General features: G+C 38.1%; 12 protein-coding genes. 6 read left to right on the top strand and 6 right to left on the bottom strand.

Going from position 1 to position 16,083, the window contains the following annotated elements:
* Positions 1 to 235: 235 nt before the first annotated feature.
* Entirely contained in the window at positions 236 to 904 is a 669-nt protein-coding gene (gene ung / locus FCS21_RS00930; RefSeq protein ID WP_138620499.1) for a uracil-DNA glycosylase, read from the top strand.
* Here the strand turns inward: ung and FCS21_RS00925 are convergent.
* From FCS21_RS00925 to FCS21_RS00915, 3 genes are all read right to left on the bottom strand, one after another.
* Positions 901 to 1,506, bottom strand: a complete 606-nt coding sequence (locus FCS21_RS00925) for a GNAT family N-acetyltransferase (RefSeq protein ID WP_222927936.1) — start codon at positions 1,504 to 1,506, stop codon at positions 901 to 903. The genes ung and FCS21_RS00925 overlap by 4 nt on opposite strands.
* A gap of 14 nt (positions 1,507 to 1,520) precedes the next feature.
* Entirely contained in the window at positions 1,521 to 2,474 is a 954-nt protein-coding gene (locus tag FCS21_RS00920; RefSeq protein ID WP_138620109.1) for a D-2-hydroxyacid dehydrogenase, read from the bottom strand.
* A 130-nt stretch (positions 2,475 to 2,604) separates the two neighbouring features.
* A complete protein-coding gene (locus FCS21_RS00915) occupies positions 2,605 to 3,807 on the bottom strand; it encodes an NnrS family protein (protein WP_138620108.1) in 1,203 nt (400 codons plus the stop codon).
* Positions 3,808 to 3,989: 182 nt separating this feature from the next.
* Between FCS21_RS00915 and FCS21_RS00910 the strand changes: the two genes are divergently transcribed.
* From FCS21_RS00910 to FCS21_RS00900, 3 genes are all read left to right on the top strand, one after another.
* Positions 3,990 to 4,706, top strand: a complete 717-nt coding sequence (locus FCS21_RS00910) for an alpha/beta hydrolase (RefSeq protein ID WP_246046935.1) — start codon at positions 3,990 to 3,992, stop codon at positions 4,704 to 4,706.
* 320 nt (positions 4,707 to 5,026) lie between these two features.
* Positions 5,027 to 7,432, top strand: a complete 2,406-nt coding sequence (locus FCS21_RS00905) for a TonB-dependent receptor (protein WP_138620107.1) — start codon at positions 5,027 to 5,029, stop codon at positions 7,430 to 7,432.
* A 110-nt stretch (positions 7,433 to 7,542) separates the two neighbouring features.
* A complete protein-coding gene (locus FCS21_RS00900; RefSeq protein WP_138620106.1) occupies positions 7,543 to 9,138 on the top strand; it encodes a tetratricopeptide repeat-containing sulfotransferase family protein in 1,596 nt (531 codons plus the stop codon).
* Between the two features lie 152 nt (positions 9,139 to 9,290).
* On the opposite strand, the gene FCS21_RS00895 is transcribed toward FCS21_RS00900, so the two are convergent.
* The 3 genes from FCS21_RS00895 to FCS21_RS00885 are packed head-to-tail and all read right to left on the bottom strand — an operon-like array spanning position 9,291 to position 12,837.
* Entirely contained in the window at positions 9,291 to 10,667 is a 1,377-nt protein-coding gene (locus FCS21_RS00895; RefSeq protein WP_281279939.1) for a sigma 54-interacting transcriptional regulator, read from the bottom strand.
* A gap of 14 nt (positions 10,668 to 10,681) precedes the next feature.
* A complete protein-coding gene (locus FCS21_RS00890; RefSeq protein WP_171035608.1) occupies positions 10,682 to 11,251 on the bottom strand; it encodes a hypothetical protein in 570 nt (189 codons plus the stop codon).
* Positions 11,252 to 11,307: 56 nt separating this feature from the next.
* Positions 11,308 to 12,837 (bottom strand): HAMP domain-containing sensor histidine kinase, encoded by a 1,530-nt coding sequence (locus tag FCS21_RS00885; protein WP_138620104.1) that lies wholly within the window; start codon positions 12,835 to 12,837, stop codon positions 11,308 to 11,310.
* Between the two features lie 391 nt (positions 12,838 to 13,228).
* Between FCS21_RS00885 and FCS21_RS00880 the strand changes: the two genes are divergently transcribed.
* A complete protein-coding gene (locus FCS21_RS00880; protein WP_138620103.1) occupies positions 13,229 to 13,606 on the top strand; it encodes an EF-hand domain-containing protein in 378 nt (125 codons plus the stop codon).
* Between the two features lie 526 nt (positions 13,607 to 14,132).
* Complete coding sequence (locus tag FCS21_RS00875) at positions 14,133 to 15,632, top strand: hypothetical protein (RefSeq protein WP_138620102.1); 1,500 nt, start codon at positions 14,133 to 14,135, stop codon at positions 15,630 to 15,632.
* The last annotated feature ends 451 nt before the right edge of the window (positions 15,633 to 16,083 follow it).

The raw sequence follows: 16,083 nt of genomic DNA, 5'->3' as shown, positions 1-16,083 counted from the left end.
GCTTTTGTATAAAATTATAAAACGCCTGTATAAAATTATAAAACGCCAGAAGCTATAATAATACCCAGTTGATTAAGTGCTCTCCCACTCAGCGATAATTAAAAGGTTTAGCGGCAAGGCATTGATTGAAGAGCATGATTATTCAGGAAAACGTGCTCCTGCATTCTCTAATAAGCTACCTGCGTGTAGCGTCCTTGTCAAAATCAATATTAGCAAATATAGAAGAGAAAATATGATGATAAAACCCCAATGGCAGCAGTTAATTAATCATGAAGCGCAGCAAGATTACTTTCAAGCATTAGTGAGTGAAGTCGCCAAGCAAAGAGCGTCAGGTATTGATATTTATCCACCTGAGCAAGAGGTATTTAGCGCCTTTGATTATGTTGATTTAACCGATGTTAAAGTGGTGATCTTAGGACAAGATCCTTATCATGGAGAAGGGCAAGCACATGGTTTGTCCTTCTCGGTACAAGCGGGCATTAAGGTGCCGCCATCACTAGCTAACATTTATAAAGAGTTACTCACTGATATTGACGGTTTTACCATACCCAATCACGGTTGTTTAACGTCTTGGGCTGAGCAAGGGGTGTTATTACTTAATACGGTCTTAACGGTACAACAAGGCAATGCACACTCGCATGCTAAATTGGGTTGGGAAAGGTTTACTGAGCAGGTTATTAATGAATTAAATAACAAAAATGAAGGCTGTGTATTTATTTTATGGGGCGCACATGCGCATAAAAAAGGTAAAAATATTAATCAAGATAAGCATTTGGTTTTAATGGGACCACACCCCTCACCATTATCAGCCTATAGAGGTTTCTTTGGCTGTAAGCATTTCTCTAAGGCTAATACTTGGTTAACTGAACATCAAATAACGCCCATTGATTGGCAGTTGTTTTAAAAGTCACTACCCAAAGTGTTTTCAACAGCCTTCTCAAAATAAATTATCATTTCAGCGGCTTCACAATGACAATCATCACCACATAAAATGCAGTGATAACCTTGTTTACTTTCTTCATGCCATTTATCAGGGTGGGACTTTATTAATATCCCACCACATTTGCTAAAATATGAGATCGCACTATTATGTGGGCTTTGCTTCCATAAGTGACTTATACCTGCGTGAGCACCTTGTTGTTTCGCAGCGTTAATCGCAAGTTGTAATAATCGCTTACCAATGCCTAAGCCGCGATACTTTTCATCAACAGTATTGCATTTGAAATAACAACACTTGTCACTATCAATAGCCCATAATGCTGGCGTACACCATTGATCTATTTGCCACTGTTTAGCTGAATAAGTACAACGAAAACCGATAACCTGGTTATCAATAACGGCTACAAAACTAGTATTAATGTTATTGACTATACCTTTGGTGGTCCATTTTACTATTTTTTGTTGGTCTAAATACCCCTCACCATGGACATGATTAGCGAGTGTAATAACCTGAGGAAAATATTCAGCGGTTAAGGGTAGGTAGGTGACTTTGTTATTTTTCATCATTAACTTAGTTCAACTTAGTTTAAACGATTTAATCGTTTGCCTTGACTAAACGCGATAATATTTTGGCTTAATAAGTCAATTAAACGCTGCTGTGCTTCAATACTGGCCCAAGCAATATGTGCGGTGATTTTTAAATTTTCCAAACCACTATTAAGCAGTGGGTGGTTAGCCTGTGGTGGCTCTTGTGATAACACATCTAAAATGGCATAGGCAATTTCTTTATTTCTTAACGCGTTAAGTAACGCGTTTTCATCAATTAATGCGCCTCGAGCCGTGTTGACCAACACCGCGTTTTTTTTCATACGTGATAGTACGTCGCTATTGATTAAACTTTTAGTTTCAGCTGTTTCTGGGCAATGTAAACTAATAATGTCAGCTTGTGTTATTAGTTGCTCAAAGCTCACTCTATCTGCTCTAATAACACTCGCGCTAGGGCGCTCACTAATAATTACCTTCATCGCAAAGGCCTGAGCGATAGTGGCAACCGCTTTACCTAAACTACCATAACCAACAATACCTAAGGTTTTGCCGGCTAATTCATTAATGGTTTTTCCGTGATAGCAAAAAGCATTGCTGTTTGACCATAAGCCTTTTTCGGTATTGCTATTGTGATGACTTGTTTGCTGATGGTATTCAAGTAGTTGAGCAAATACATATTGGGCAACCGCGGGCCCTGCGTAACCACTAACATTGGTTACGGCAATATTTAAGCGATTGGCAGCGTCAATATCGACATTGTTGTAACCGGTAGCGCTGATGCAAATTAGCTTTGTTTTCGTTAACGCCGATAATAATTCTGCACTTAACAGCACTTTATTGGTAATGATAATATCGGCATCAAGGCAGCGCGCTAGTACCTCACTAGGAGGAGTACTTTCATAACAAGTTAGCCTAGTGAGTTGGTGTTCAATAGATGAAAAATCTACATCAGCGCTAAAGGTGTTTTTATCTAAAAATACAGCGTGCATATTGTTTACTCTATAGGGAATACCAGTTTAAGAAGAGTAGTCTAATAACATAACTTCGGCAGTTCAATAGAGCGACCTAAGTTATTAATATAAAAATTTAACATAAAACAGCGAGCATAAACGCCTAGCGTTAACCGGGGCGGCCATCTTTCCTGGCGCTAATTAACATTGGGCCGTAACTGACAATAAATAACCCAAAGGCTAATAACCAAAAGCCGCCACTGATATCAATAAACAATAAGGTTTTTTCAGGAGCTAACCAAGGACCAAAAGTACGGACAAGGGCTGCTACATTTATCAATATAAAGGCAATAGTCATTGATGTTGGTGGTATTAATGGACGACCGGTATGTCCTAAAGACACACGTGAAATCATCGCTAAAATTAAACCGCCAATACCGCCAATAGTGAGCAAATGCCAGACATGCTTGCTAGGTACTTCTGGTATTAAATAACTGATACCAAGCACAAATAATCCAAAGCAGATAAATTTCATCGCGCCGTGAAGAGACCATAATAGGGGGACGGTTAAGGTTATCCAAGGTCGCCACCTTAACCAACGTATTGTTTGAAAAATACTAGCGATAATCAGCATTACAGCAAAAAAATCCGATGAAAAACCCATGATAGGTTGTAGTAATAAATTAAGCATAATGATGGCTAACGAGCCATTAGCGGCTTTATCTAACCAAGGTAGCGGTGTGGCTTTAGGTGTATTGGTACCATTAGCGGTAAACATAGGCGCAACACGCCCTGCCATAACAGACATTAACAACGTCACTAACATTACCCCAGCATAACCAGAATAGACACTACTGACTGTGTCAGGGGCATAAATTGCCCAATGCATTTCTAAATTAGCGACAGTGAATAAAGCTAGCAGAGGTATAAAGAACAAGTTACGGTACTGTTTTACCGCAATAATGGGTTTAGCCAAAATATAAGCAACCGCGGGTAGGAAAAGTAAATCAACCACACTGGTTAAGGTAGTACCAAGTAACTCAGGTATCACTAAAAAAATACGACCCGCTAACCAGAGTAAAAATAAAGCGAGTAGCGTATTGCCCTGAACGCCTTTAACACCAGTCCAGTTTTGCACCGCTGTTAATAAAAAACCAGCAATAATAGCGCCACTAAAACCAAAAATCATTTCATGAATATGCCACCAATATCCGTCACCTAAAGGCGATAAGCTAATGGCTCCCTTATAAATGAGTAACCATAAGGTAATGGTAAAAACACCAAAAATAGCACCACCTAGAAAAAAAGGGCGAAAACCTAAACGTAATAACGCAGGTGTTTTTTGCTCGGTTGCTAAGTTGGTGATTTGCATCGTTTGCAGACCTTAAACATGATTAATACCCCTCATTGTAATGAAGAGCGGCTAAGTATGCCCGAAATAGATCAACGAATAGTGATAATCATTATATGAATTGCTACGCTTATTTTTTATAACGCTATTGGTTCGCGCCATAGCAATGCTGTTTTGCCAGCAGCATCAACCATTGCTATGATATGGCATCTTTTATCGATACAAAACTATTGGGTACTATGTCTACGTCAGCAACATCACTTGAAAGAATCACTCTTGAGCCAAGCTCTCCCGCAAACTCCTGTGTGATCTGGTTACATGGTCTAGGCGATTCAGGTGCAGGTTTTGCACCTATTGTGCCTATGCTAGCTTTACCAGAAAATCACGGTATTCGTTTTGTTTTCCCGCATGCGCCTGAACAAGCAGTCACGATAAACCAAGGTTATGTGATGCGCTCATGGTACGACATTAAAAGTATGGACTTACATAACCGTGCTGATATGGAAGGTGTGTTAGCCTCTGAAAAGCTAGTACAAGGGTTAATTCAAGAGCAAATTGATTTAGGTATAGCCGCTAAAAATATTGTTCTTGCTGGTTTTAGTCAAGGCGGTGTATTAAGTTTATTCACCGGCTTACGATTTTCGCAAAGCTTAGCGGGAATTTTAGCCTTATCTTGTTATTTGCCTACCGCAGATACACTACCAGAGCATTGTCATAGTGCTAATAGCACAACACCTATTTTACAAAACCACGGTGAGCAAGACGCTGTAGTGCCCATCAGTGCAGGTAAAATGGCTAATGCCTTACTCAACGAAGCCAACTATAACGTCAGCTGGCAAAGTTACCCAATGGAACATTCAGTATTACCAGAGCAACTTACTGATATTTCAACGTGGTTACAAGCTAGACTGTTATCATAGTATTTTTACCTGATGGCTGTACTGGTCTCAGTTAGTATTTACTAGCCTCACAGTGACCTCTTTTTTTATAAGCGCTAGTGATTAATTATTATTAATCACTAGCGCTTTTTTTTAGCCAATGGCCTTGGCATTCACTAATCAAACAATTCTACTCACTAAAATATCATTAACTTAGTGTAGGTATTTATTCAATAAAAAAGCATAAACATATATAATCACGCCCAAGATGACGGCTCGGAACTATAAAAAATAATATTTATAGCGAATGTCGCCATTCCCTCCTTAGAAAAACATCTACTTAATATTTCGGAATAAAGCACATGAAAGTAAGAAGTTCGCGGGTATTTAAAAAGTCCGCTTTATGTATGGCACTTAGTTCAGCGTTAACTCTACCGCTACATAGCTATGCACAAGACACGGTTGCTAAACCGACGGTAACAGGTATAGAGGTTATTAATGTTACGGCTTCTCGTCGTGCCTCTACGGTACAAGAAGCACCATTAAATATCACTGCACTTGATGGTGATGTGATGAAAGATCAAAATATAACCCAGTTGTCAGATGTTGCTCGTTGGGTACCAGGTTTAAGTATTGCCGATCAAGGTGGTCGTACGGGCTCTCCTATTATTGTGCGTGGTTTAAATACTAATTCATCGGGCCCTGATTCTGATGGCGGTACTGTCGCCACTTATATTGGTGAAATTCCTCTTGTTATTGATATGAAGCTTATTGATGTTGAACGTGTCGAGGTGTTAATTGGCCCACAGGGGACATTATATGGCGCTGGTACACTCGGTGGCGCTATTCGCTACTTGCCAAATAAACCGGTATTAGATGAAACGTCAGGTTCGCTTTATGGTGATGTTTTTACCCTTTCTGAAAGTGATGATATTGGCGGTGAAGGTGGCTTTGTTTTTAATACACCACTTATTGATGATGAATTAGCGGTACGCTTTGCCGTTAACTATTTGAATGAGCCGGGTTATGTTGATTACAATTATGTCGTTCGTGAAGGTGGCGTTTCGTTGCCTGATCCTGATTGGTCAGATGCTGACGCGGTTAATAGTAATCTTAAACAGGTTAAAGATGCTAACTTCGAACACACTACAACAGCAAAAGCGATGATTCGCTGGCAACCTAGTGATGTGTTTGATGCAACCTTATCTTACTTTTATCAAAAACAAGATATTGGCGGCCGCTCTATTGTCCATAATGATAGCTTAAGTGAGGATAACCCTTTATCTAGTGTGATGGGTAAGTATGAATCAGCTTATCGCTATCAAGAGCCAAGAGAAAAAGAAGATACTTTAGTGAGTTTAGAAATGACCGCTGATTTAGGCTTTGCTGAATTAACCTCCGCGACAGGGTATTCAGAGTTTGAAGCTCATGGCCAACGTGATCAAACTGATTTGCTGATTCGCTTAGACTATGGCTATGAAGAGTTTCCGGCTTTTTCTGCTTTTACCCGTGAAATCAATGAAGCTGAAAACTTCACTCAAGAGCTTCGTTTAGTTTCTACCAGTGATTCAGCACTTTCTTGGATTGTCGGTGGTTACTATAATCAGTATGAAAGCCTATTCGATACGCGTGAATATACACCTGGCTTCGATCAATACGCTGTTGATAACTCTGGCGCAGTGCAGTTACGTCCTGACTCGTTAGAGTATGTTTCAGTCGATAAAACTAAGGTGACTGAATCAGCACTTTTTGGCGAGTTAACTTATAGCATAACGGATAAATTAACCTTAATGTTGGGCGCTCGCTTCTATCAATATGATGTGGTTGCTCGATCTGATGCGGACTTGCCGTTATCAAAGACTATTGTTGATGCCAGTTATGACCCAACATTGATTGATTTAACGCTAAAAAAATATAAAGCGGATGACAGTGGTAGTTTATTTAAGGTCAATGCCAGTTATCAATTTAGTGCTGATGTTATGGGGTATGTTACTGTCAGTGAAGGTTTTCGTATTGGTGGCTCTAACGGTATAGCGGCTTGTGATGAAGATATTGGGCAGCAGCAAAGTGTTTGCGCTCAACCTGATGAGTTATTATATGCGCCAGATACTACCACTAACTATGAATTAGGCTTTAAGAGCACTTGGTTTAGTAACCAATTACACTTTAATGCCGCACTATTTATGGTTGAATGGAATAATGCTCAAATTGAAGGGGCGACGGAAGTTGGTCAACAACCTTATATTTCTAATGCTGGTGAAGCAGAGGCATCAGGTATTGAAATCTCAAGTAGAGCGATGTTAACGGATAGTCTTATCGCTTATGCAACATATGCTTATACTAACGCTGAATTAACCAGTGATACCCTTGATATTGGTTTAGCAGGTGATCGCTTGCCCGGCTCATCAGAGCAACAGTTTGCATTAGGGGCAACGTATTCTACTGAAATTTTTGGCCGTACTGGGTTAGCTATTAACTATGGCTTAACCTATCAAAGTGATGTTTATTCTAAAGTAGGTCTACGTAATAATGGTGAAGCCTTGCCAGGTTATGCGTTAAGTAATATGTCGGCACGCTTTTCTGAAGAGGTTTGGTCAGTCACTTTTTATGTAGATAACATGTTCGATAAATATGGCTACAGCTCGGTTCGTCGAACAGATGCCGATATAACGACCGCTAACGGTGCTAATATACAGCGTAACTATGGACATTATTTAATTACGCCACGTAAAATCGGTGCGCGTTTTGAATACTTGTTCGATATATAATTATCGTTAAGTTAACTGAAAAGAGTCACTGAGTAAGAAAGGCGTAGTGTTATTGATATAATACTACGCCTTTTTACTGTATTTTTACTGCCTTATTAAGTATTACTCCTATGCCTAGCACAATAAAAGTATTACACCAGCAAGCGCAACAAGCGTTAAATCAAGGTTTGTATCAACAAGCCCACCAGCATTTGATGTTAATTTTACAGCAAGATAAGTATTTTGCGGACGCTTATTTTTTATTAGCTATGATAGCTAGCGCTCATGATAACGTAGCAAAAGCTATCGTATTAATTGAGCAGGCCAATGCTCTTGCTCCAAACAACCCTGAGTATTTATCACAACTTGCCAAGCATTATGCGCTTGATAATAACCCTATTGAAGCGCTGCACTTTGCCGAATTTACCGCTAAATTAATTGCCCAGTTACCGCCGCAATCATCATTAACCTTAGACACCCTTGGCGTTGCGTATAGCCATATAGGTTTACATGAAAAAGCAGTGGTTTTTCTTAAAAAAGCAGTATTAATTAATAATAAAAACCCTAGTTATTTTTTTAATTTAGCAACCTCATTAAAGTTTATTGGTGATTTTGAGGGGGCTAAAAAAGCTTACCAAAAAACTATTACAATAGCGCCAAATTATTACAAAGCACATGCTGGATTAACTGGCTTAGGTGGTTTATCAAAAGACTGTAATCATATCCCTTTACTTGAGCAATTGTTTATACAAACGCAACAAGCAGAGGACAGATTATATATAGGTCATGCCTTAGCACGTGAATATGAAGTATTAGGCGATTTTGATAAGGCATTTCATTATTTAGACAGCGCCAAAAAGTTTAAGAGCAAAGAATTTAGTTATAGTATTGATGAAGATAAAGCACTATTTAAAAGCCTTATCAGTCAATTTAAAGGGAGTGAATATTCACCTTCTCAAGGCTTTTCAACAGATGAGGCCATATTTGTGGTGGGTATGCCCAGATCAGGTACTACCTTAGTGGAACGCATTATTTCACACCATAGTGAGGTAAGCAGTGCAGGGGAGTTACAAAACTTTGGCTTACTTGTTAAAAAAATGAGTAAAAGCAGCAGTAAGCGTATTATTGATCGCGATACGGTGCGTGCAGCGCAACATATAAATTTTGCTGAACTAGGTCAAGCTTATATTAATAGTACGCGGGCAGTGACCTGTAAAACCGCAAAATTTGTTGATAAAATGCCGTTAAACTTTCTTTATGTTGGTTTTATTCTACAAGCATTACCAAACGCAAAAATTATCTGCTTAGATAGAAATCCACTAGATACCATTGTTAGTAATTTCAGACAACTCTTTGCCGTTAATCAGTCAAATTACAATTACGCCTATGATTTGCAAACTACCACAGAGTATTATTTATTATTTAAAGAATTAGCGAAATTATGGCTCGCGCTTTTCCCTGATAATTTTTATCTCATCAATTATGAGAAGTTGGTTAACGATCCTTTAAATGAAGCCAAGCAGTTGATTGAGTTTTGCGGTCTTGGCTGGCAAGAACAATGCCTAAATATTCACCAGAATTCCGCGCCAGTTGCCACTGCTAGCGCATTGCAAGTACGTAGTCCTATTCATAATAACTCAGTAGGTAACTGGAAAAAATATGATGCTTATCTTGAGGGCGTTAAAAAAATACTAGCGACTGACTTAGCGGCTAAGGTTGATGATTAATTTTCTATCAAGACGTTACCGTTAATCAAGCCAAGCATATCAGCCCCAAGTTACACGACGATGTAGCTTGACTTGATAAGCTTGGGTAATAGAATGACAGCACAATAACCTCGTTAATTATTTAGCTAAGTGCTTATCTACATAAGTATGAATCATGACTCTTCGCGGTATGACTCAGCAACTAAGTGATGACGATTTAATAACTTATAAAATTCAGTTCGATTGCGCTGAGCAATACGTGCGGCTTGAGAGACATTACCGGCGGTAATTTTTAATAATTTTGATAGATAATCCCGCTCAAAATGATCACGTGCTTGTTGAAAAGAAGGTAACTGAGTTGAATCATCACGCAGTGCATTTTTCACTAAATTAGCGCTGATAACACTTTCACTGGACAAGGCAATACTTTGCTCTATGACGTTTTGCAGCTGTCTGATATTACCGGGCCAAGGTGCACTAATGAGTAATTCCATGGCTTCTTGGCAGATACTTTTTATCGGCATGTTTGATCGAGCTACGGCTTGCGCTAGAAAGTACTTTACGAGCAAAGGAATATCTTCTCGTCGTTGCGCTAAAGTGGGTAATTCTAATTCGACGACATTAAGGCGATAATACAGATCTTCTCTAAAAGTATTTTTTTTAATGGCTTGCGTTAAATTAACATGGGTTGCCGATATAATACGAACATCTATCTTTATCGCTTGCGTGCTACCGACAGGTCTCACTTCTCTTTCTTGTAAAACCCGTAATAATTTGACCTGAAAACTCAGTGGCATATCACCTATTTCATCTAGAAATAAAGTACCGCCATGGGTTGCTTGAAATAAACCTTGGTGATTACGCTCTGCGCCGGTAAATGCGCCTTTAACATGACCAAATAACTCAGACTCAAGTAATTGCTCAGGGATAGCGGCACAATTGATGGCGGTAAACACCTTATCTTTTCTGTTACTAGCTTGATGAATTGCTTTTGCTAACAGTTCTTTACCCGTACCACTTTGGCTGTGAATCAGTACACTAAAGTCACTGCTAGCAACTTGCTTGGCTTGCTGTAAAAGTGACGTCATAATTGTACTGCGACTAATAATGTTTTTACGCCATTGCTCGCTTTTATCTGTCTGTTCACTACTTGATGGCTGTAAGCGTATTGCTTGCTCCACTGTATCTAGCAATTCTTGACTTTCAAAGGGCTTGGTTAAAAAACTGAATACCCCTTGTTTAGTGGCGTTAATCGCATCTGGAATAGTGCCGTGGGCGGTCATAATAACGACAGGGATATTAGGGTGCTGTATTCTAATTTGTTCAAATAAGGCCATGCCGTCCATACCTTCCATACGCAAGTCACTAATTACAACTTGCGGAATAAAACTTTGTAAGGTGCCTAAAGCTATTTTGGCATTGGCTGCTGATTCAACATGATAACCAGCAGCTGATAAACGAATACCGAGTAAACGTAATAAGCTTGGATCGTCATCTACGATAAGTATTTTTGCTGAATCAGGGGTCACGTGTTGGCTGTTTAGGCTCATAAAATTTTCTCTCTTTAGCCTCGCTGGTTAATATTTTGGTCAATTTGCTTAAGCAACAATAATTGCTGGTTTACTTGCTGTAATTGCTTAGTTAATTGCTCGATTGTTAAGCGTTGTTCATGTTGTTGTTTAGTAAAGGCTTCGCCAGCTCGCACTTTTTTTTCAAGTAATTTTAACTGAATGTTCAGTTGATCTCTTAATAGCATGGTAAAAGCCACGTTATCTTGGCTCATATTATGACTGACTAATAAAAGCTCATTGAGTAACCGTTTTGCTTTGTAAGGTTGATAAAGCACAGGGTTTGGCAAGCTATACAATAAAATAAATTTACCTTGCCTAAAGGGAGTATCTTCTTGGTCTTGTTGGCTTGTTAATAATAGCTGCTCTTCTTGTAATAGCTGTTCATTATCCAAACTTTTTAACCACAAGTAATACTGACTATAGTTAATAGAGTCACTGGTAATATTACTTAGCGGCGCGGTTAGTTGACAGGCACTTGATAAGCAGGTGATGAGTATAATAGATGCCCATGAAATACCTTGCTTAGCTCGCTGCACGTTGAAATACATAGATTTTAGGATCATTGTTTTTAGATGCTTTGTTTCAGTGGCCGTTGTTTTCATTATAAAGGGTTTATTTTCTATTGGTCTAATGGTGTATTCGGTAAGCTTAATATGACACAGGTGCCGGTTTTATTAGCCGTATTTATTTCTTTTGCCGGTATTATTTTAATACTGCCGTTGAGGCGCAGTAATAACTCTTTAACAATAGTAAGGCCTAAACCACTGCCTTTTATTTGACTATTTAATGGGGCTTTTCCTTGGTAAAAGGCATCAAATACCTTTTCGCTCAATGAGGGATCGATACCCGGGCCTTGATCAATAACCTTAACAATAATGTGCGCGTTAGTCGTGTGGTAAGTAATCGTGATATTACCGTCTATAGGGGAGTATTTTATCGCATTAGACAGAATGTTATCTAAAATAACACTGAGTTGCTTACTGTTACTGTAAAGTAAGCAAGCATGGTTATCACAAACGATGGTTAAATTTTTAGATTTAATATCGAGCTTTCTAACCGTAAAAGCATCCGTTAATAAGGCTGGCAGACTAATTTTTTCTAAACGCTGTAAGCTGGTTGAATCTAAGACAATATTAAAATCAAGTAAATCTTCAATTAAGCGCTGTAAGCGATTAACGCTGGCACGAATAATATTACATATTTCTTGTTGGTCGTCGTTGAGTGGCCCTACACTTTTATCATAAATTAATTCAGTGCCTTCTCTGATGGCAGCTAATGGCGTTTTTAATTCATGAGAAATATGGCGGATAAAACTCGATTTTTGCAACTCTAGTGCGTGTAATCGTTGACGCATATTCTCCAATGCTTCGGCTATGGCGATTACTTCAACAGGTCCGTGTAAGTTAATAGTCTGTTCAAAATTTCCTTGTTCTAACAGATTAATCTTATCGGTTAGTCTTCTTAAGGGGTTGGTGATCAAAATGATAAAAATACCGGCAATAAGTAAAGACACCGGAATAATATATAAGCGCGCAAGGATATGTTGACTAATATCTTCGGTAGTATGATGAATAGCTAATACGTGTTCATTAACAACCAAATTACTACGTTTTTCTAGTTGATGATTAATAAGGTGTAGCTGTTTAAACTCTTGTTGTATCTGCGCTAACGTTAAAGTGATAGTCAAATCACTTAACATTAGCAGAGCTATTCTCTTATTTTCAATCTGTAGTGAGCTGAGCTGCTCTATTAATATCGGGTCTTGCTGGCTTGTTAAGGTCTCTTCGATGATATCATTTAACGTTTTATGGTGGCGGTTAAATGAAGTAAGTAATTCATCGTCTTTAAGTACTAAGTACTGACTAGCAGAGCGCTCTATTTTAGCAATAGTATCGACTAACTTACCGTTTAATTGTGTTAATTGTGCAACATGATAAATAGCACTGGTACTTTGCTTGGCTAATTTACTGACTTTATTCGCACTAAAAAGTAATGCCATCACTAAGGGCATAGCGACAAAGGTAAAGCCAATTAACGTCAATTTATTAATAGATATTTTATCAAGCAGTGCTTGACTAAAGCTTAAAAAGGGCAGCGTTAATTTTTTTAGTAATAACTTACTTTTTTGTCGCTTATTAAGAAGAGTCATCAAGTTTAGCCTAGCGATTTTGATTTATTGCACCAAGATGCCCTTTTTATGATAAAAACAAAGTAAAAACAAGGGTGTCTTTATTTTGAGACAGTGGTGACGGAGAGCTATTTTTGTTGTAAGTACTTATTAATTAAAGCTTTTATTTTTGTTTTAAGTTGGATTTTAACTGTTTTAAAGGTGGGGTTTTTATCCTGTTGTTATTTGGAGACGCCTTTACTTGTTTTACCTGTGATAATTAAAGTCTATTATATTAAAGTTATTATTAATCAATCGCTTGTGTTTTTGGCGTGTAACTTGCTGTGTGCTATTCATTAGTTAACTAAATGCGTTGGCGTTAATAGTTAACGTTAAAGCATAGGTTAAGACATAGATTTAAAATAGGATATTCATGAATAGTAACAATTTAACGCAGATAAGCGCATTGGTAGTCATTGTCAGTATGGCTTCTTTTTTGGTCATTGCTGATGATGCTTTAACCAATAAAAGTGAACAAAATACCTTGGTGTACGCAGAAACATCGGTGAAAACCGTAGTTGTTGAAACGCCAGTAGTAAAAGAGCCTGGGGATAAATTTACCTTTACCTCACTAGATACTGACAAAAATGGCAAGTTAAGTCAGCAAGAGGCCGAACAGGGGAAAAATGAATGGTTAAAGCAGTCTTTTAAAAAAATTGATAGTAACGCAGACAAAGCCATAACCGAGCAAGAATTAGTAGATTTTGTCGCGAAAAAAGCGGCTACCCGCGCCCCAACGATGAGCAAGTAGCTAACTTATTCACTCCTGTTTTAGGGGAGTCCCCAAGCTAGATCAAATCATTCAGTTACTCTACGGACAGAGCACGTAACGGTCTCGACTTGTTATCCATTCCTCCCCTTTTGGTCGGCTAGTTATTCCAAGTCGGCTTTTTTTACAAGTAATACCAGTTTCATTAATTAAGTAACGTAGTAGTTGATTGTTTTAACTAGTAGAAATGATCAGATAATTAATCAGGTGGGTATAAGGTTCACCGAATCAGATTAAGCGGCTATATACTGCGATAGATGGTATTTGTTGATATATCACTTTGAGTGATGCTTTTTATACTAACTTAATCAAATTGGTATAAATATGTAAAGTCAGAACTCATCTCAATACATACAATATAAGTACGGCCATTAACAAACTCGCTTCGGCGAGTTTTTTTTATCTATTCGAACTCTTGTGTTAACGGCAATATATTCGCGTTATAATTTGTAAAATCTAAGTAACATAATGTACACCGTACCAATAATTAATCTAAAAAGGACCTTAAATGAAAAAATTCACCGTCTGTATTACTTGTATAGGACTCTCGCTTTTAACAGCCTGTCAGTCAACTTCTACACCAAAAATGACTCAAAGCGCTGAAGTTAATCAACAAACACAATATTTTGTTGAAGCAAAAATATCTCTTGATAAATTGAAGCAAGATATTAACCAAGGTAAAAAAGATCGACTTGATTATTTTGCTCCAGGTACCTACCAAGAAGCGCTTGAAGAGTTTGACAACGCCACTGAAGAATATATGGATATAGGACAAAATGGTGCATCATCGTTAAATATCTTTCAAAGTGATACCGAACAGTACAAAGACGCTAAACAAGAGATCATCAACTATATTGCGCTTGCCAATCAACGTTTAAAGTTTGCTTATAGTATAAAAGAAACCGCAGAAACTACTTTAGCAGCGACGTTTGCCCAAAAAGCAGTATTACAAGCTATTGGCGCACCTGAAGTGTATGCTAAAGATTATCAAGAAATTGATGAGATAATTGATGAGCTTGTTGAGTATATTGATGAAGGAAAAGTCAGCACAGCACAAGGTAAACAACCAGAGCTACTTACCAGTATGCAAGCATTAGAGGTGCGTACCGTACGTAAAAATGCGTTAGGACAACTTGATACCGATATTGCCTATATTAATAAAAAGCGCTTAGCTAAATATGTCCCAATAAGTTACCAACAATTATTAACGGCGCGTAGTAATGCTAACGCCATTATTACCGCGACTCCCCGTGCTAGCGATGAGATTAACGCTGCGGTAGCCTTAGCTGAATTTGAGCTTGCTCACCTCTATCATACCGCGAAAGAGGTCGATACGTTAAAAGAGACCAAGAGTAGTGTTTATGAACAATATTTACTGACCAAAGAAACATTGCTGCATTCAATAACGCAAGCGTTAGGAACAGCCGATGTTCGTGATTTACCGATGGCAGAGCAAGTTGAAGCCATCGCGCTGCAAGCAGAAATACTTAAAGGTAAGTTAACGGTAGTTAACGATAAGGTATTAGCACTACAAAGTGATAGTAATCAGTCATCAGCGGCGACTGAAAACCTACGTACTGAACTGACTAGTGAATTAATGGCTTTAAATAATAAATATGATGCCTTAGTGATGAAAAATACTCAGCTTAATAAACAATTACAAAGTAAGGATCTTGAACTAGTGCGTTTATCGGCATACAAAGAAGCTGTCTTGCAAGTCGAGGGTAAGCACGCAGCTGAGCAAGCATTAGCGTTAAAAGCTAATGCTAAAAAAGAGGCAGAGAGAAAAGTGAAAGCGGCGGCAGAAAAAGCTAAAAAAGAGGCTCTCGCTTTAGAAGTAAAAGCGGAAGCGGAAAAAGCCTCTACGTTGCGTGCTCAACAACGAGTTCCATCAGAAGTAATAAATGAAGTAGCAGGGCCTGCTACACAAGTAATTGAAAACAAAGTAGCTGATGAGGTTGTTGAAACAGTAGTCGAAGCGCCTATCACACCAGTAAATAACCATTAGTGTTTATTTACTGTTCGACTGAGTGTCATCACGGTAATTAACTATCGTTAATAAACAATGCCTTCAATATAGCCACACTATATTAAAGGCATTTTATTAAGGGCGAAGCCTAGTGCAATGACGAGAGAATTAGTGAACTTGATATGAAAAGTCAATTTAAAAAATGGTGGCATACTGATTGTGCTTTTTGTCAAAAAGCGAGGTTGATATTTATTTGGCTTGTACTAATGTTAGTTGTAGATTTACTTTTTTTTCAGCTGTTATTTTAGTTTGATGACTAACGTTTGATAACTAAAATTTAGATAATGTTCACGCTATTACTTGGGGAAATATTGAGATGGATAGTGAATATACTTTCACATTATGAAAATAGCGTTAATATTCAATGATAAATAAATCGTTAGATAAATATAACAGCATCTACCATTAATATAGGCTTATAGGTAAATAT

The organism is Colwellia ponticola, assembly GCF_005885605.1.
GTDB classification, from domain to species: domain Bacteria; phylum Pseudomonadota; class Gammaproteobacteria; order Enterobacterales; family Alteromonadaceae; genus Colwellia; species Colwellia ponticola.
The sequence above is the reverse complement of the archived record's forward strand: the minus strand, read 5'-3'. Positions and strand labels throughout refer to the sequence as shown.

Coding starts and splice junctions, on each gene's coding strand:
- ung (WP_138620499.1), top strand. CDS start 236: ATGATAAAACCCCAATGGCAGCAGTTAATTAATCATGAAGCGCAGCAA.
- FCS21_RS00925 (WP_222927936.1), bottom strand. CDS start 1,506: ATGATGAAAAATAACAAAGTCACCTACCTACCCTTAACCGCTGAATAT.
- FCS21_RS00920 (WP_138620109.1), bottom strand. CDS start 2,474: ATGCACGCTGTATTTTTAGATAAAAACACCTTTAGCGCTGATGTAGAT.
- FCS21_RS00915 (WP_138620108.1), bottom strand. CDS start 3,807: ATGCAAATCACCAACTTAGCAACCGAGCAAAAAACACCTGCGTTATTA.
- FCS21_RS00910 (WP_246046935.1), top strand. CDS start 3,990: ATGGCATCTTTTATCGATACAAAACTATTGGGTACTATGTCTACGTCA.
- FCS21_RS00905 (WP_138620107.1), top strand. CDS start 5,027: ATGAAAGTAAGAAGTTCGCGGGTATTTAAAAAGTCCGCTTTATGTATG.
- FCS21_RS00900 (WP_138620106.1), top strand. CDS start 7,543: ATGCCTAGCACAATAAAAGTATTACACCAGCAAGCGCAACAAGCGTTA.
- FCS21_RS00895 (WP_281279939.1), bottom strand. CDS start 10,667: ATGAGCCTAAACAGCCAACACGTGACCCCTGATTCAGCAAAAATACTT.
- FCS21_RS00890 (WP_171035608.1), bottom strand. CDS start 11,251: ATGATCCTAAAATCTATGTATTTCAACGTGCAGCGAGCTAAGCAAGGT.
- FCS21_RS00885 (WP_138620104.1), bottom strand. CDS start 12,837: ATGACTCTTCTTAATAAGCGACAAAAAAGTAAGTTATTACTAAAAAAA.
- FCS21_RS00880 (WP_138620103.1), top strand. CDS start 13,229: ATGAATAGTAACAATTTAACGCAGATAAGCGCATTGGTAGTCATTGTC.
- FCS21_RS00875 (WP_138620102.1), top strand. CDS start 14,133: ATGAAAAAATTCACCGTCTGTATTACTTGTATAGGACTCTCGCTTTTA.